Annotated in this window: 14 protein-coding genes; 9 read left to right on the plus strand and 5 right to left on the minus strand. The window is 70.3% G+C overall.

All coding sequences use genetic code 11. The features are described from left to right. The first annotated feature begins 104 nt into the window (after window positions 1–104). The 7 genes from ADK65_RS00490 to ADK65_RS00520 all read left to right on the plus strand — a co-directional run bounded on the left by ADK65_RS00490 (window position 105) and on the right by ADK65_RS00520 (window position 8,868). Window positions 105–1,370: an ABC transporter substrate-binding protein gene (locus tag ADK65_RS00490; RefSeq protein ID WP_053667731.1), complete on the plus strand. Its 1,266-nt coding sequence runs from the start codon at window positions 105–107 to the stop codon at window positions 1,368–1,370. A 20-nt stretch (window positions 1,371–1,390) separates the two neighbouring features. Then, window positions 1,391–2,356 (plus strand): carbohydrate ABC transporter permease, encoded by a 966-nt coding sequence (locus ADK65_RS00495; RefSeq protein WP_053667732.1) that lies wholly within the window; start codon window positions 1,391–1,393, stop codon window positions 2,354–2,356. Window positions 2,357–2,364: 8 nt separating this feature from the next. Then, complete coding sequence (locus tag ADK65_RS00500; RefSeq protein WP_053667999.1) at window positions 2,365–3,249, plus strand: carbohydrate ABC transporter permease; 885 nt, start codon at window positions 2,365–2,367, stop codon at window positions 3,247–3,249. Window positions 3,250–3,261: 12 nt separating this feature from the next. Beyond that, window positions 3,262–6,135: a glycoside hydrolase family 2 TIM barrel-domain containing protein gene (locus tag ADK65_RS00505; protein ID WP_053667733.1), complete on the plus strand. Its 2,874-nt coding sequence runs from the start codon at window positions 3,262–3,264 to the stop codon at window positions 6,133–6,135. Between the two features lie 124 nt (window positions 6,136–6,259). Continuing rightward, window positions 6,260–7,255 carry an ABC transporter ATP-binding protein gene (locus ADK65_RS00510; protein WP_053667734.1) on the plus strand — a complete coding sequence of 332 codons (996 nt, stop codon included), beginning with the start codon at window positions 6,260–6,262 and terminating at the stop codon, window positions 7,253–7,255. A gap of 1 nt (window position 7,256) precedes the next feature. Beyond that, window positions 7,257–8,060 (plus strand): ABC-2 family transporter protein, encoded by an 804-nt coding sequence (locus tag ADK65_RS00515; RefSeq protein WP_053667735.1) that lies wholly within the window; start codon window positions 7,257–7,259, stop codon window positions 8,058–8,060. A 1-nt stretch (window position 8,061) separates the two neighbouring features. Then, a complete protein-coding gene (locus tag ADK65_RS00520) occupies window positions 8,062–8,868 on the plus strand; it encodes an ABC-2 family transporter protein (RefSeq protein ID WP_053667736.1) in 807 nt (268 codons plus the stop codon). A 40-nt stretch (window positions 8,869–8,908) separates the two neighbouring features. On the opposite strand, the gene ADK65_RS00525 is transcribed toward ADK65_RS00520, so the two are convergent. After that, on the minus strand, window positions 8,909–9,763 hold the full coding sequence (locus ADK65_RS00525) for an alpha/beta fold hydrolase (protein ID WP_053667737.1): 855 nt from the start codon (window positions 9,761–9,763) through the stop codon (window positions 8,909–8,911). 226 nt (window positions 9,764–9,989) lie between these two features. Between ADK65_RS00525 and ADK65_RS00530 the strand changes: the two genes are divergently transcribed. Both ADK65_RS00530 and ADK65_RS00535 read left to right on the plus strand, forming a co-directional pair. Then, a complete protein-coding gene (locus ADK65_RS00530) occupies window positions 9,990–10,577 on the plus strand; it encodes a TetR/AcrR family transcriptional regulator (protein ID WP_053667738.1) in 588 nt (195 codons plus the stop codon). Continuing rightward, on the plus strand, window positions 10,574–11,566 hold the full coding sequence (locus ADK65_RS00535) for a phosphotransferase enzyme family protein (protein WP_053667739.1): 993 nt from the start codon (window positions 10,574–10,576) through the stop codon (window positions 11,564–11,566). The genes ADK65_RS00530 and ADK65_RS00535 overlap by 4 nt, the downstream gene beginning before the upstream one ends. On the opposite strand, the gene ADK65_RS00540 is transcribed toward ADK65_RS00535, so the two are convergent. The 4 genes from ADK65_RS00540 to ADK65_RS00555 form a co-directional block, all read right to left on the minus strand. Further along, entirely contained in the window at window positions 11,563–12,381 is an 819-nt protein-coding gene (locus tag ADK65_RS00540; RefSeq protein WP_053667740.1) for an isocitrate lyase/PEP mutase family protein, read from the minus strand. The two genes, ADK65_RS00535 and ADK65_RS00540, sit on opposite strands and share 4 nt — an antisense overlap. A 76-nt stretch (window positions 12,382–12,457) precedes the next feature. Continuing rightward, window positions 12,458–14,140 (minus strand): DUF2264 domain-containing protein, encoded by a 1,683-nt coding sequence (locus ADK65_RS00545; protein WP_053667741.1) that lies wholly within the window; start codon window positions 14,138–14,140, stop codon window positions 12,458–12,460. Between the two features lie 79 nt (window positions 14,141–14,219). Next, on the minus strand, window positions 14,220–15,263 hold the full coding sequence (locus ADK65_RS00550; RefSeq protein WP_053667742.1) for a rhamnogalacturonan acetylesterase: 1,044 nt from the start codon (window positions 15,261–15,263) through the stop codon (window positions 14,220–14,222). 175 nt (window positions 15,264–15,438) lie between these two features. Then, window positions 15,439–16,851 (minus strand): RICIN domain-containing protein, encoded by a 1,413-nt coding sequence (locus ADK65_RS00555; RefSeq protein WP_053667743.1) that lies wholly within the window; start codon window positions 16,849–16,851, stop codon window positions 15,439–15,441. Between the last annotated feature and the right edge of the window lies 1 nt (window position 16,852).

Genomic DNA, 16,852 nt, shown 5'->3' on the forward strand with positions numbered 1-16,852 from the left:
CGCACCGCACCTCTCTTTGAGCCATCTGGCGCGAGCCTTCGGGCCGTGAGCCATCAGGCAGTGAGCCGCAGAGCCGCAGCCGCACTCGAGACAAGGACGTCAGCATGTCGGCATCGAGCAACATGAACTGGGACCGCCGGAACGTACTGCGGGCCGCGATGGGCCTGGCCGCCGCGGGCGGACTGGCCGCGTGCGGCGGCAACAACGGCCGGGGCGGCGGCTCCGGTTCGGGCACCAACCTGACGCAGATGTTCCACGCGTACGGTGAGGCGGGCACCGAGCAGGCCATCAAGAAGTACGCGAAGGCGTACAAGAAGGCCAACGTGACCACGCAGTGGATCACCAGCGCCGACTACGAGAGCAAGCTGTTCTCGTCCCTGCTCACCAAGAGCGCGCCGGACCTGTTCGAGTTCCACCCGCAGATCCAGATGGTGAAGAGCGGCCAGGTGGCGGACCTGACCGACATCATCGACCCGGTCAAGGACGACTTCAACCCGGCCGACATCAAGTCGCACACGGTCGACGGGAAGATATACGGCGTCCGCATGATCGACGACCCGCAGTTCTTCTTCTACCGCAAGTCGATGCTGGAGAAGGCCAAGGTCGAGGTGCCGACCACGCTGGACGAGCTGATGGAGGCCGCGGCCAAGCTCACCACCGGCAAGGTCAAGGGCCTGTACATGGGCAACGACCTGCACTCGGTGATCAACCCGATGATCTGGTCGGCCGGTGCGGACACCCTCAACGAGAAGAACGAGATCGCCTACCACACCCCCGGCGTCGTCGAGGGCATCAAGAAGATGCGCAAGCTGTTCACCAGCGGCGACCTCCTCCTCGGCGCCCCGACCGAGTCCTGGGACCCGTCCTCGTTCAACCAGGGCCTGTGCGCCATCCAGTTCTGCGGCATGTGGGCGATGCCGGCCATCCAGGACGCGCTCGGCGACGACTGGGGCGTCTTCCCCTTCCCGAAGACCGTCGACTCCGGCAAGCAGTCCGTCTACAACGGCGGCTGGTCGATGTTCGTCAACGCCAAGGGCAAGGACGTCGACGCGGCCAAGGAGTACGTGAAGTGGCTGTGGATCGACCAGAAGCAGTACCAGGAGGACTGGGCCACCTCCTACGGCTTCCACATCCCGCCGCGCACCTCGCTCGCCAAGACCGCCGACAAGCTCAAGTCGGGCAACGCCGCTGAGGGCGTCAAGCTCTTCAACGAGTTCGGCCACTTCGACAACATCGGCTGGACCCAGGCGATGATCACCGCCCTCGAGGACGTCTTCGCCAACTCCGTCCGCAAGAGCATGGACCCGGAGAAGGCCCTCGACAAGGCCGACGCGGCCGTCAACCGCGAGCTCAAGAAGCTGTTCGGATAGGCCGCGGGACGGACCACGACATGTCGACCACCACCGAGCCCGCCCTCGCGGGCTCCGCCTCGGCGAAGGCCTCACCGGCCAAGCCGCGGCGGGGCCTGCGGGGCAGCCCCGCCCTCGCCTTCTGGCTCTTCACCGGGCCGTTCCTGATCGGCCTGGCGATCTTCGTCTACGCGCCGATCCTCTGGAGCCTCTGGCTCAGCTTCTTCGAGGCCCGTTTCACCGTCACGCCGGACGAGTTCGTCGGCTTCGACAACTACGTGTACATGCTGACGAACGACGACTTCGTCGGCTCGCTCGGTACCTTCACCGTCTTCGCCGCGTTCATCGTGCCCACCACCTGGGCGCTGTCGCTGGGCCTCGCCCTGTTGGTGAACCGGATGCGCTTCATGCGGGCGTTCTTCCGCTCGGTCTTCTTCCTGCCCACCGCGGTCAGCTATGTCGCCGCGTCGCTCATCTGGAAGATGTCCATCTTCAGCGGCGTCCGCTTCGGCCTGATGAACACGGTCCTCGGCTGGTTCGGGGTCGAGAACATCGCCTGGCTGATCGACCCCAACCCGCCCTGGTACTGGCTGGTCATCGTGACCGCCCGGCTGTGGCTGCAGTCCGGCTTCTACATGATCCTCTTCATCGCCGCGCTGCAGAACATCCCGGACGAGCTCTACGAGGCCGCCGCCATCGACGGCGCCAAGTCGGGCTGGCAGACCTTCCGGTACATCACCCTGCCCCAGCTGCGCGCCACGTCCACCGCGGTGATCCTGCTGTTGCTCGTCGCCGCCTACCAGGCCTTCGACGAGTTCTTCAACCTGCTGTCGAAGACCACCTGGGGACGTCCGCCCCTCGTCGAGCTGTACTACAAGGCTCTGGGCGAAAGCCAGGACTACGGCGCCGGCAGCGCGGGCGCACTCATCCTGACCGTGCTGATCTGTGCCGTGACCCTGCTCCAGGGCAAGATCATGGGCTTCGGAAGGGGTGACGAGTCCAAGTGACCACCACCATGACCAAGGTGCGCAAGGCCGCGCCGGCACCGGACGCGCCCAGCCGGGTCAGGCGCTCCGGCGGCGTGATGAGCTCCACCGGCCTCTACATCGCCACCGGCGTCGCCGCCTTCCTGTTCCTGGTCCCGTTCTACATCCTCGTCCGCAACGCCCTCTCCACGGACGCCGAGATCACCGGAGAGAACTGGAAGTTCTTCCCCACGGACATCCAGTGGGGGAACATCAAGGAGCTGTTCACCGACGAGACGGTCCCCTTCGCCCAGTCCCTGTGGAACTCGGCGGTCGTGGCCACCCTGCACACCGTCGGCGTCCTGCTGGTGTGCTCCCTCGCCGGTTACGGTCTGGCCCGCATCCCCTACAAGCACGCCAACAAGGTCTTCTACGCCGTCCTGGGGACCCTGATGGTCCCGACCGCGGTCACCTTCGTCCCGAGCTTCGTGCTGGTCTCCTCACTCGGCTGGGTCGACACCTACCGGGGTCTGATCATTCCCGGGCTGTTCAGTGGTTTCACCTGCTTCCTGTTCCGGCAGTACTTCCTGGGGTTCCCCAAGGAACTGGAGGAGGCGGCACGCATGGACGGGCTGGGCTACTTCGGCGCATACTGGCGCGTCGTAGTGCCGAACTCGCTGAACTTCTTCGCGGCGATGGCGACCATCACCTTCATCAACGGCTGGAACGCCTTCCTGTGGCCTCTGGTCATCGGCCAGGACCCCGGTTCCTGGACGGTGCAGGTCGCGCTGTCCAGTTACATGACCAACCAGACCGTCGTGTTCCACATGATCTTCATGGCCACGGCCGTATCCATCCTGCCCCTGGTCTTCGTCTTCCTCTTCCTCCAGCGCTGGCTGGTGCAGGGGATCGCACAGACCGGCATCAAGGGCTGAGCTAGGAGACCGATGTCTTACCGCACGACCCCATCCGTCGATTACGTCGAGGACGTCTCCCCGGGCAGCGGGTCCTTGCCGCCCCGCGCCTGGTACGCGTCCTCCGACGCGCGGTCCCTGTCGCTGAACGGCAGCTGGCGCCTGCGGGTGTCGGCCACCGCGGACGCCGAGGACGACTCGTTCGCCGCGGAGGATTTCGACGCCGGAAACTGGGCCGAGGTGACGGTCCCCGGGCACTGGGTCCTCCAGGGCGACGGGGCGTTCGGCTCCCCGATCTACACCAACCACCTCTACCCCTTCCCGGTGGACCCGCCGTACGTCCCGACGGAGAACCCGACCGGTGACCACCTGCGCGTGTTCGACCTGCCGAGCGACTGGCCCTCGGACGGCGGTGCGGTGCTGCGCTTCGACGGTGTCGAGTCGTGCGCCCGCGTCTGGCTGAACGGCACGGAGCTGGGCGAGTTCAAGGGATCCCGTCTGGCGCACGAGTTCACGGTCGGTGAGCTGCTGAAGCCCGGCCGCAACGTGCTCGCGGTGCGCGTTCACCAGTGGTCGGCGGGGTCGTACCTGGAGGACCAGGACCAGTGGTGGCTGCCGGGCATCTTCCGTGACGTGACGCTGCTGCACCGCCCGGCGGGCAGCGCGGTCGACTTCTTCGTGCACGCCTCCTACGACCACACCACCGGCGAGGGCACCCTGCGCGTCGACTCCGACGTCGACGGGCGGGTGACCGTCCCCGCCCTGGACATCGATGTCGCCACCGGCGAGCCGGTCACGGTCGTCGTCGAGCCGTGGACCGCCGAGACGCCGAAGCTGTACGACGGTGTGCTGGCCACGGACGGGGAGCGGGTGCCGCTGCGGATCGGTTTCCGTACCGTCGCCCTGGAGGACGGGCTCGTCAAGGTCAACGGCAGGGCGATCCTGTTCCGGGGCGTCAACCGGCACGAGTGGCACCCCCGGCACGGCCGAGCGCTCGACCTGGAGACCATGCGTGAGGACGTGCTGCTGATGAAGCGGCACAACCTCAACGCGGTGCGCACCTCGCACTACCCGCCGCACCCGGCCTTCCTGGACCTGTGCGACGAGTACGGCCTGTGGGTCATCGACGAGTGCGACCTGGAGACCCACGGCTTCGTCGAGCAGGACTGGCGGGACAACCCGGTCGATGACGAGCGCTGGACCCCGGCCCTGCTGGACCGGGCCGCGCGCATGGTCGAGCGGGACAAGAACCACCCGTCGATCGTGTTCTGGTCGCTGGGCAACGAGGCCGGCACCGGCCGCGGGCTCACCGCCATGGCGGAGTGGATCCACGGCCGCGACCCCGAGCGGCTGGTGCACTACGAGGGCGACTGGAACTGCCGCGACACGGACGTCTACTCGCGGATGTACGCCTCCCACGAGGAGGTCGCCAAGATCGGGCAGCGGCTCGACGGCGGTACGCACAAGCGCCGCGAACTGCCCTTCATCCAGTGCGAGTACGGCCACGCCATGGGCAACGGCCCCGGCGGTCTGGCCGACTACCAGGAGCTGTTCGAGAAGCACGAGCGGCTCCAGGGCGGATTCATCTGGGAGTGGATCGACCACGGTATCGAGCACGCGGAGCTGGGCTACGCCTACGGCGGTGACTTCGGCGAGGAGCTGCACGACGGCAACTTCGTGTGCGACGGACTGATCTTCCCGGACCGGACGCCTTCGCCGGGCCTGATCGAGTACAAGAAGGTCATCGAGCCGGTCCTGATCGAGGGCGACGGCACCAACGGCACCGTGCGGGTCACCAACAAGCACGACTTCGCCGACCTGTCCGCGCTGGCCTTCGAGTGGTCCTGCCAGGTGGACGGCGAGACCGTCGAGTCGGGTTCGCTCGCGGTGCCGGCGCTCGCGCCGGGCGAGAGCGCCGAGGTGAAGCTGCCGGAACCGCCCGCGGACGGCCGGGGCGGCGAGCGGCAGTGGACGGTGCGGGCCCTGCTCGCGGACGACACGTCCTGGGCCGCGAAGGGGCACGTGGTGGCCTGGGGCCAGTTCGCCGTGGGGGCGCGGCCGCTGCCGTCGTTCCCCGCGACCGACCGGCCCGTGCGCGACGGCGACCGGATCACGCTCGGCCCGGCCGGGTTCGACGCCCGTACCGGTGCGCTGCTGTCGATCGGCGGGGTGGAGGTCGGTGCGGCACCGCGGCTGGACGTGTGGCGGGCGACGACCGACAACGACGACGGCGCCGAGTGGCAGACCGACACCCGCTACGGGATGCTGTGGCGCACGCTCGGCCTGCACCGGATGAGGCACCGCCTGGTCTCCGTCGAGGCGGGCGACGACGCGCTGACGGTGCGGACCCGGGTGGCGCCCGCCGCCCGCGAGGTGGGTCTGGACACGGTGTACCGCTGGACGTCCGACGGTGAGCGGCTGCGGCTGAGCGTGTCCGTGACGCCGGAGGGCGACTGGACGGTGCCGCTGCCCCGGCTCGGCGTGCGCTTCGGACTGCCCGAGGCGGACCGGGTGGAGTGGTTCGGCGGCGGTCCCGGCGAGGCCTACCCGGACACCAGGACGGCGTCCATGACAGGCCGCTGGCAGTCGACGGTGGACGGGCTGCAGACGCCGTACCTCCGTCCGCAGGAGAACGGCGCCCGTGCCGATGTGCGCTGGGTCGAGCTCGGCGGTCTGCGGATCGAGGGGGACCCGGAGTTCTGGTTCACCGCGCGGCGCTGGACGACCGAGCAGCTCGACGCCGCCCGGCACCGCTCGGACCTCACGGCCGGGGACACGGTGTGGGTCAACCTCGACCACGGGCTGCACGGCATCGGCTCGCAGTCCTGCGGTCCGGGTCCGCTGCCGCAGTACTTCCTGAAGGCGGAGCCGGTGGAGTTCTCGTTCGTGTTCTCGACCACCGAGTAAGAAACTGATTAATCGATTGACCGATTGATCGACATTCCGACAGGCTCGGGATGTCATCCGCGGCCGGTCGGCCCCCAGCCGACCGGCCGCCGCTGTGTTCACCGCAAGGAAGCTGGTGGGTCAGTTGAGTGTTGCCATCGAGGTCCGCGGGCTGTCCCGTACCTTTCACACCACCGTCCGCCGCCCCGGTTTCATGGGCGCCGTCCGTTCCCTGGTCAACCCCGAGCGGGTGGCCAAGCACGCGGTCTCCGACATCACCTTCGACGTGGCCGCGGGCGAACTCCTCGCCCTGCTCGGGCCCAACGGCGCCGGCAAGTCCACCACCATCAAGATCCTCACCGGCATCCTCACGCCCACGTCCGGCGAGGCCCGGGTCGCGGGCGTGGTGCCGTACCGGGAACGCGAGCGCAACGCCCGGAACGTGGGCGCGGTGTTCGGGCAGCGCACCCAGCTGTGGTGGGACCTGCCGGTGCGCGAGTCGTTCGCGATCCTGCGGGACATCTACGAGGTCCCCAAGGCCGAACACACCGCGCGCCTCACGGAGTTCGACGAGATCCTGGAGCTGTCGTCGTTCTGGGACACCCGGGTCCGCCATCTCTCGCTCGGCCAGCGGGTGCGCAGCGATCTGGCCGCCGCCCTGTTGCACGACCCGCCGGTGGTGTTCCTCGACGAGCCGACCATCGGCATGGACGTGGTGGTGAAGGAGCAGGTGCGGGAGTTCCTGCGGCACCAGGTGGAGCAGCGTGGCCGTACGGTGCTGCTGACCACGCACGACATGACGGAGGTCGAGCGGCTCGCCGAGCGGGTGGTGCTGGTCAACCACGGCCGGCTGATGCTGGACGGCTCGCTCGAGGAGATCCGCCGGAAGTTCGGCTCCACGTGGCAGGTGCGGGCCACGCTTGCCGATCCGCACACCGAGGTCGTCCCGCCGCCGGGCACCACGCTGCTGCGGCACACCGGCGGGCAGATCGTCCTCGGACCCGACGGCCCGGACGCCCCCACCGTCCAGCAGGCGTTGAAGGCGGTGATCGAGCGGTTCGAGGTGGCGGACATCGCCCTGGACGAGGCGGACCTCGAGGACGTGATGCGGGCCGCGTACGCGCACGCCGGGGAGGTCTGACGTGGCCGCGCTCAGCGCTTGGCGCGCCGCCCGGGTCACCCCGCTCGGCGAGCTGAACGCACCGCCCCGGATGACCGCCGTCGCCCTCCGGCTGGCCGTGCAGGTGGTGCTCGTCTGGTCACTGTGGAGGGGCCTGTACGCGCAGTCCGGCACGACCGCGGGGCTCAGCCGCGACCAGGCCGTCACGTACGCCGTGCTGGCCGTACTGGCCTCCCGGCTGCGGGAGCTGGACCAGTACGCGGGCCGGGACACGGTCCTGCAGCACATGCACTTCGGCACCATCGTCTACTGGTACCTGCGCCCACTGCCGCCGCAGCGCTACTACGCCCTGCGGGCGGCAGGCGAGCAACTGTACGGGCTGGCCTGGGCGTCGACGGGGTACGCGATCTGCCTGGCCGCGGGCGTCGTCGAGCCGCCCGCCTCGTCCGCCGCTGCGGGGGTGTTCCTGCTCAGCCTGCTGCTGGGCCAGTGGGTCCTGTACTACGTGATGCTGGTGTTGGACCAGTTGTGCTTCTGGACGGTCCGCAACACCGCGGCCATGCTCATCCTGCTGTTCGCGCAGAACCTGCTGTCCGGGGTGTACGCGCCGCTGTGGTTCTTCCCGGACTGGTTCGTGACGATGAGCGCGTTCCTGCCCTTCCAGGCGACGCTGAGCGTGCCGCTGTCGCTGTACGTGGGGCGTATCCCGCTGTCGGACGCGGCGTTCCAGCTCTCCGTGCAGGCGGTGTGGGTCGTGGTGCTGGCGCTGTTCACCCGGTTGCTGTGGCGGCGGGCCGCCCGGCGCGTGATCTCGCAGGGAGGCTGAGGTGTCGCTGAAGGCTCTGCGGATCGTGTGGCGCGTGACGGCGCTCAACTTCCGTGCACAGCTGGAGTACCGCACCGAGTTCCTGCTGATGATCGCGATCGGCGCGATCTGGCAGGTGTCGGTGATCGTGTTCGCCACGGTGCTGCTGTCCCGGTTCGCCGGGATGGGCGGCTGGGACAGCTCCGACGTGCTGCTGATTCCGGCGACGCGGATGCTGGCGCACGGGCTGTTCGTGCTGTTCCTGGGGCGCGTGCACTGGGCCGGACGGCAGGTCCAGGAAGGGCGGATCGACATCTATCTGATGCGCCCCATGCCGGTGCACCGGCAGATCCAGCTGGCGTTCTTCCCGACCAACGCCATCGGGGACCTGACGGTGGCGGCGGGCCTGATGGTGGGCGCGCTCTCCCGCAGCGACCTGGACTGGACGGCCGGCCGCGTCACGTACCTGGTCGCGGCCGTCCTCGGCGGCATGCTGCTGGAGGCCGCCCTGTTCACGGTGGTCGCCAGTGCGTCCCTGCGTTTCCCGGCCGCCGACATGTGGGGCCGCTGGCTGGAGGAACTCCTCGGCACCTTCGGCAGCTACCCGCTGAACGTCCTGCCGAGGGCGGTGGGCGGATTCCTCACCTTCGGTCTCCCGCTCGCGTTCGTCGCCTACTTCCCGGCGGCGGTCCTGACGGGCCACGGCCACTCGACCGGAGTCCCCTACTGGCTCGCTGCCGCCTCCCCGCTGCTCGGGCTGCTGGCGTATCTGGCGTCGCGGCTGGTGTGGCGGTGGAGTCTGCGGCACTACAGCGGGATCAACGGCTGACGGTCCGGCCCGCGCCGGGGGCGGGCCGGGGTGAACGGTGTCAGCGAGCCCAGAGGGTTGCGAGCAGCTCGGCGGCCGGTTTCGGGTGGACGAGCCAGCGCAGGTGACTGCCCTCGAGTGTCCGGACGTCGAAGGGGTTGTCGGGCGTGAGCGCGTCGGCTTCGCGAATCATGCGGTCCTGCACGGCGAGCGGAAGGCTCGCGTCGTCGGCCAGGCGTACATAGGTTTTGGGAACGCGGCCCCAGGTCGCCGCCTGTGCCCGGTCGGCGGACGTACCGACGTCGAGGTTCTCGTCGGGCTGGAAGGTGTTGAGGAAAGTGCGGAACTCGTCATCGGTCAGGTCGGCGGCGAACGCTCGCTTGAACGCGGCGAGCGCCGTCGGGTCGGCGGTGCGGAAGTTGATCCGCAGCAGACCGAGTTCGGCCGGCTTCCCGACGAGTGTGGCGGCGAAGGCTCCCGCGTCGACGTCCGCCATCTCCGGCTGGGCGTAGTACTCACCCACGGTCAGGTCGACAGGACACCAGGCGGAGACGTAGACGATCCGGTCGATCAGTTCGGGCCGGGCGTTGGCGACGGCGGTGGCCGTGGCGCCACCCCTGCTGTGGGCGACGAGGACGGTGGGCCCGTTCCGCTTGGCCCGTTCGAGGACTTCGATCACACGGGCGGCGTTGTCGGCGAGCGTGACTCCCTTGATGCTCCCCGGCTCTGCTGCGAGGGCGTCGAGCATCTGGGGCGCCTGGTAGGCCGCGGGGAAGGTCGCCTCGAATCCGTGCCCTGGAAGGTCGACCCCGACCGAGCGGTGCCCGAGCAGGGCGAGCTCGGCCTGCAACGGCGCGAACGAGAACGAATTGGCGAACGCCCCGTGGACGAGAACGAATGTCGGCAGATTCTGCATGCCTCAGCGTCCAACGGAACGATCTTCGAATCAAGACCGAACGTTCGAGAAGGCTTGAACATGCCTGGCGGTGGTCTCGATGGTGATGTCGCTCCAGGTGCGGGGACTGGTGCACCCCACGCGGTCCGGCCCTCCCACGCACCCCACCGGCGGCTACGATCACGTGGTGCGTCCGAGGGGACTCGCCCTCGGCGTCGCGCTCTTCGAGAGGTGACCCCCGACCCCCATGCCCAGAGCCGGTCTCACGCCCGAGCGCCTCGTCGCGGCCGCGGTGGAACTCGCCGACGAGGCCGGGCTCGAGGGCGTCACCCTGTCCGCGCTGGCCCGACGGTTCGGGGTGAAGGACGCGAGTCTGTACACCCACGTCCGGGGCCTGAAGGACCTGCGGACCCGCATGGCGCTCCTCGCCGGTGGCGAGATGACCGACCGGATCGCGGAGGCGGTCGAGGGGCGGGAGGCCGGCAGGGACACGCTGGGCGCCTTCGCCGCCGCCTACCGGGCCTACGCCCTGGAACACCCCGGCCGGTACGCGGCGACCCAGATCCGCGTCGACCCGGAACTCGTCGCGGATTCCCCCGCAATGCGGCGAACCGCGGACGTCACCTACGGCATGCTCCGCGCCTACGGCCTGGAGGAACCGGACCTCACCGACGCCGTGCGCCTGCTGCGCAGCACCTTCCACGGCTACTGCGCCCTGGAGTCCACCGGCGCCTTCGGCGCGCCCCGTGACGTGCAGGTCTCCTGGGACAGGGCGATCGGCGCCCTGCACGTGATGCTCCTGAACTGGCCGAACGAAAAGGGGACTTCGGGATGACCGAACGCGCACGATCCGATGACACGGCCGGTGTCATAGCGGATCTCCACTCCCTCGGCACCGGCCCCTGGGCCATGACACCCGTCACCCGCGGCGCCCTCGGCCAGATCTGGAAACTCTCCGGGAACGGCCGCGCCTGGGCCGTGAAAGAGCTCCTCTTCGGCTGCGACGAGGCCCAGGTGGCCCGCGAGGCCGCCTTACGGAACTCCGCGGCGGACCTGGGCATCGCCTCGCCCCGGCTCCACCCCGACCGGCACGGCGCCCACGTCTCCCGCCTCGGCTGCGCCGACGGCGTGTCCTGGGTGAAGCTGTACGACTGGATCGACGGCACCGAGGCGGACACCTCCGACCCGGAGGTGCTGGACTGGTTCGGCCGGACCATGGCGCTGCTCCACCGGGCCGGCGAGGGAGCCGCCGAGGCCCCGGACGACTGGTACGAGCGGTGCCCCGACGACGGCGACTGGGAGAACCTCGTCGAGAAGGTGCGGGACGCCGGCCTGCCGTGGTCGGACGAACTGGACCGGTTCGTCGCCACGTCCGCGCCGGCACTGGCCTACTGGGTGACCCCCTCGGCGCCCGGCGGCCTGGTGACCTCGCACCTGGACCTGCAGCCCCGGAACGTGCTGATCGGCCGGGACGGGCCCGTCCTCCTGGACTGGGACAACGCCGGTCCCATCGCGGCGGAGCGGGAGTTCGCACGCGCCCTCTACGTCTGGTCCGGCGGCAACGAGGTGGACATCGCCTCCGCACGGCGCGTGGCACACGCCTACCGCGAGGCGGGGGGCCGAGCCGTCCTGACCGGCCCGGAGTCCTTCTCGATGCTCTTCGCCACGGCCCTGAACTACATCCATGTGCAGGCCTCGACGGCCGTCGATCCCGCCGTGACGGCCGCGCAGCGCGAGTTCGGGGGCAGGCAGGCCGTCACCTGTCTGCGCAACGCGCCCGACCTCGCCGCCGTCTCGCTGCTGGTCGCCGCGCTCGACACCTAGCGGCTCGTCCGGGCGCCGGGCGTGCGGTGCGGCGCGGCGAGCCCCGCCACATCGTCGTAGGCCGGTGTGGTGCCCGTCGGTGGCCGGCCCGCGCGGATGCCGGCCGCGGCGTCCAGTGCCGCGCCCAGTGCCCGCCGGTACAGCAGCGAGCCGAGACTGATCCGGCGGACGCCTGTCTCGGCGAGGCGGGCGACGGGCGGGCCTTGGGGCGCATAGAGGATGTTGAGGGGCACCTCCAGGCGGCGCACCAGCGCCTCGATCCCCCGCGGGTCGGTGAGACCGGGCACGAACACCCCGTCCGCGCCTGCCTGCTGGTACGCGTCGAGGCGTGCGAGGGTACCGTCGCCGTCGCCCAGCCAGTGGGTGTCGGTGCGGGCGTTGACGAACAGGCCGGGAACGGCCCGCTTGACCGCCTCGATCTTCGCCGCGTGCCGGGCGGCCGGTCCGAGACCGTCCTCCAGATTGATGCCGACCGCTCCGACGGCGTACAGCGCCCGCGCGAACTCGGCCACTTCGTCCGGGTCGTCGCTGAATCCGCCCTCGGCGTCGACGGACAGCAGAAACGGCCCGGATCCCAGGGCCACCGCCAGCCGCAGCGTCTCCTCGCGGGTCGCCGCCGCCCCGTCGGGCAGACCCGCCGCCGCCGCGACACCCAGGCTCGTCGTCCCGACCGCCCGGAACCCCTGCTCCGCGAGGGCCCGGGCGGATGCGTGATCCCAGGCGTTGGGCAACAGCAGGGGCTCCTCGGCGTGGTGAAGGGCGGCGAAGGCGGTGGCGGCCCGGCCGGACGGCGTCTGCTGCGGATCTGCGGTCATGGCGGCACGCTAGGCCGGGATCGCTTCGGCGCGGACCGAAGGATGACGGGCACCGGTGGCCCGGAGGGCGGTGGCCTCAGCCGACGTGCACGCCGGACACGTCCAGCCGGACCGCCACCTCGGGCCCGTCGCTCCAGCGGACGGTCAGCTCTCCCGCCCCGGAAACGGTCACCGCGACCGTTTCCGCCAGGGGGACCGGATCCGCCTCGGCGGTGAGCCGGGCCAGGGCGACGAAGAGGGTGGAGTCCCCGGTGGTGACGCCGGTGAGGTCGGCGTCGAGACCGACGACGGGCAGCAGTTCCGCCCGAGTGCCGTCCGGTGCGGCCCAGCCGGTCACGCGGACCTCCGTCCCCGGCTCCGCCCCCGACACCAGATGCGCCCGCACCTCCGCCGCCCCGCGCACCAGTACCGCACTGGTCACCCGCGCTCCCCCGCCCGCCGTGTGCCGGGACGCCGCCCAGCTCTCACCCACGCCGAGCGGCTCGATGCCCGTGCGGCTCGGGTCGCCGCCGACGAGGACGCTGTTGTCGTACGAGTCCGCGGGAGTCGTCACGGTGGAGTACGCGAGCCGCGTGTAGTACGGGTCGTAGCGGACGTCCTCGCTGCCGTGGTTGTGGAGCCGGACCACACCGTCGGAACGGGTGGCCTGGAGCAGCCAGTTGGGAGGCCCGACGGGGGTGGCGAAGTCCGCGCGCTCGGCGGGGGCGGGCTCCTCCGGTGCCGTCCACACCTCGTGGTCGGCGGGCAGGAGCAGACCGAGGAAGCCCTTGCTCGCCCAGTACGGCGAGGCCGGGCCCGAGTACCCCTGAAGGACGGACTCGTCGTAGCCGTGCCAGCCGAGGGAGAGCAGGCCCCGGTCGTCCACCGCGCCCCGGTCCAGGAAGTACTTCAGCGCGCCCGAGGCCAGCCGCCGGGTCTCGCCGGGCGGCAGGGGCGTACGGCCGGTCAGCGCGCCGAGCCACAGGGGGGCCGTCGTGGCGAAGCGGTACGTCAGGGAGCGGCCCTGGTGCATGGGGGCGCCGTCGCCGCCGAACAGGCGGGCGTAGTCGGAGAGGTGCCGGAGAAGGCGGTCGCCGTACAGCTCCAGCAGCCGCTCGTCGCGCTCCAGCCAGGCGTGCAGCACCGGGTAGAGGTGCATCGCCCAGCCGTTGTAGTAGTCGTACTTGCGGCCGTCGCCGTCGGTGTACCAGCCGTCGCCGACGTACCACTGCTCGATGCGTTCCAGGCCGCGCTCGATCGCCGCTCGGGAGGCTTCCGGCTCGTGGCCGATCTCGGCCAGGAAGCCGCCCACGGTGACAGGGAACAGTTCCCAGTTGCAGGGCCAGGGCTCGGCCGTGAGGGCGTCGGACAGCCAGGCGGCCGTGCGCTGACGCACGCCGTCGTCCAGGCGGTCCCAGAGCAGGTCCCGGGTCAGGCGCAGGGCCAGGGCGACGGACGCGGCCTCCACCAGGGACTGGTGGCGGTCCTCGATACGGGGCCAGACGCCCGAGACACCGGCGGCGAGGCCGGTCGCGTAGCGCTCCAGGGCCTTCTCGTCGCGGCGGAAGGCGGCGAGCAGCAGGGTGCGGGCGTATCCCTCCAGGCCGTCGGAGAGGCGGCCCGTCCAGCCGGCCCGGTCGCCGGGCAGGTGGTACAGCGCGCGGTCCTCGGTGGCGTACGGCTCGACGGCGGCGAGCAGGGAGTCGGCCGCCGCCTCCCAGTGGGATCGGGTGTAGCCGGTGAACGGGGACGTCGTGCGGTCGGCGGGAGGCAGCTGCATCGGGTGTCTTTCGTGCGCGGGCCGGTGGATACGGATCGGACCTGGGGCGCCCCGGTTCCGGTCGGGGCGCCCCAGGGGTTCATCCCACCCGCACCGTGCCCTTCGGCACCAGATGCCGGGTGACGAGTTCGTCGCGGACGAGGCCCGCGTAGGCCGTCGCACCGCGCACGGAGGTGTGCGTGTTGTCCCGCGCCTCGTTCGTGAGGTACAGCGCCTTCGAGCCTTCGACACCGAGGGACTCCACCAGTGCCTTGGTCTTCGCCGTGAGGTCGATCAGCGGGACGTCGCGCGCCGCGGCGACGGAACGGATGACGGCCGGGTGGTCGACACCGAGGCCGTTGACCAGCAGCGCGGTTCCGTTGTTCAGCGTGCCGTCGGGGCTGAACCAGCGCCGCACGATGGGAGTGACAAGGACCGGCTGACCGCCCCGCTCCCGGACGCCCGCCACCAGGGTTTCCAGGTTGGCCCGGTAGGTGGCCTCGTCCGTGGTCTTGTCGTTGTGGGCGAGCTGGACCAGGACCGGATCGCCGGGGCGGATCAGGGGCCGTACGGTGGCCCACAGCTGCGGGTTCCCCAGATACGAGACCGTACTCTCCCCGGAATCGGCGTAGTTGGCGACGGACACGCCCTTGCGGAGGTACTGGGGCAGTTGCTGGCCCCAGCCGGAGTAAGGGTCGCCGGGCTGGTCGCAGACGGTGGAGTCGCCGACCAGGAGGATCTGGCGGGTGTGCCGGGCCCGCTTGACCTCGATCCCGGCGAGGGCGGGGGCGGTTCCGCCGATCGTCAGGTCGAGGCCGGGCGTTCCCTCGGGGCCGGTGGGCTCGCCCTCGGGGGTGCGGACGTTCACGGTGAAGCTGCGGGTGACCCGCTCGCCGGCCGGTGCGGGCGTCTCCGGGAGCAGGGCGCGGCGGGTCTCGCCGCTGATGCTCGTGCTGGACGCCTCCGTGCCGCCGAGGGTGACCCGCACGTCGTAGGTGCCCGGTGGAACGTCGAAGTGGCAGGTGCCGGCGGTGCAGTGGGGAAGCCCCCGGCCTCCGCTCTCCTGGCCCGCGTGGGCCGGCGCGGACCACAGCCCGGCACCCAGGGTCACCGCCGCCGCGACGGCGATGCTGAAACGTCTCACTCCAGGCTCCTCCCGGTCCACGACACGGCCTGGAGGCCGACCGTATCGCTCGGCGCAAGCGCTTTCTAGAGCTGGGGATCCTCCACGGCACTCTGCGACAGCGGAATCCTGGTGCGCTTCCGGCCGACGGTGGCACGGACGGCCGGAAGCGCACGCCGTCAACGACGGGCGGACGTCATGTCCCGCGTGTCCACTGCTGGTTGGTGCCGCTGTTGCACGTGTACGTGATGAGCGCGGCGCCGTTCGCGGTGGAGGCCCCGTTCACGTCCAGGCACTCACCGCTCGCGCGGGACCTGACGTTGACGTACGAGCCGGTGGTGGTCAGCGACCACTGCTGGCTCGTCGCGGAGGACGTGCAGTCCTCCTGCGTGACCGTGCTCGCGTTCTCCTGCACGCACAGGCTGCTGTTCCTGACCATCAGCTGGTGGTAACCGCCTCCGAGCGGCTTGAACCAGTACTTCTGGTTGGCACCTCCGTTGCAGTCGTACTGCTTGATCTGGGCACCCGCCCACAGCGACTGGCTCGTCACGTCCGCGCACTTGGAGGAGTGGCGGGCGATGAGCGTGTTGTACGTGGCGCCGGTGCCGGTGACGGTCCCGGCCGCCGTGTCGATCGTGACCTCCGGCGACCAGGACATGGCCATGGTGGTCGAGCTGGGGAAGGCCAGCGGCAGCCACACGTACCGCGAGTCGTTGACGGTGCCGCCGAAGGAGTTGCCCCAGCGATCGCCCAGGTAGAGGTACGAGGTGCCCGAGGTGCCCTGCACCGGCAGCACGAAGGCCGTCTGCGAGCCGTACGCCGTCGAGTCGCCTGTGTTCTTCATGGCCGACCAGGGGCCGGCGATGCTGGTGGCCGTCGCGTACTGCTGCTGGTTGGGGTTCCAGCCCGTCGCGCCCGAGGTCAGCATGAAGTACACGCCGTTCCGCTTGAACAGCGCCGGTGCCTCACGGTGGCCGCCGGGCCAGGGGTTGGCGACCAGGCTCGCGATGCCGGTGTAGTCGGCGGTGAGGCGGTAGATCTGCAGGTCGTAGTTCTCGCGGGCGGCGGAGATCATGTAGCCGGCGCCGTCGGTGTCGGTGAAGAGCGTGATGTCACGGGACATGTGCTGGCCGAGCGGGCGGAAACTGCCCTTCCAGGTGTAGTCGCCGTCGACGGTGTCGGACACGGCTACGGCCGCGCGGGCCTCGCTGTAGTCGGTGCCGTTCTCCTTGTGCATCCACATCACGAACGTGCCGTTGGAGGCGTTGTACACGACCTTCGGCCGCTCGATGTTGGCCGTCGCGAGCTCGGGTGCGCTCGCCTCGGTCAGGACGTGGTTGCGGAACTCCCAGTTCTTCAGGTCGGTCGAGCGGTAGGCGTCGACGTACCGGAAGGTGTTGTCGGCGTTGCGGTGCTCGCCGAACCAGTAGTAGTAACTGCCGACCTTGAGGACTCCGCCGCCGTGCGCGTGGACCGGGCTGCCCGAGGTGTCGGTGAACCGGGTGCCGTTGGTGATCGTCTGGGGCGCGGCCTGGGCGGGCCCGGCGGTGGCGAGGGCGCCGAACAGGCCGAGGCACAGGGCGAGCAGGGTGGTGCAGACACGTCTCATG

Source organism: Streptomyces sp. NRRL B-1140 (assembly GCF_001280065.1).
Lineage (GTDB): Bacteria > Actinomycetota > Actinomycetes > Streptomycetales > Streptomycetaceae > Streptomyces.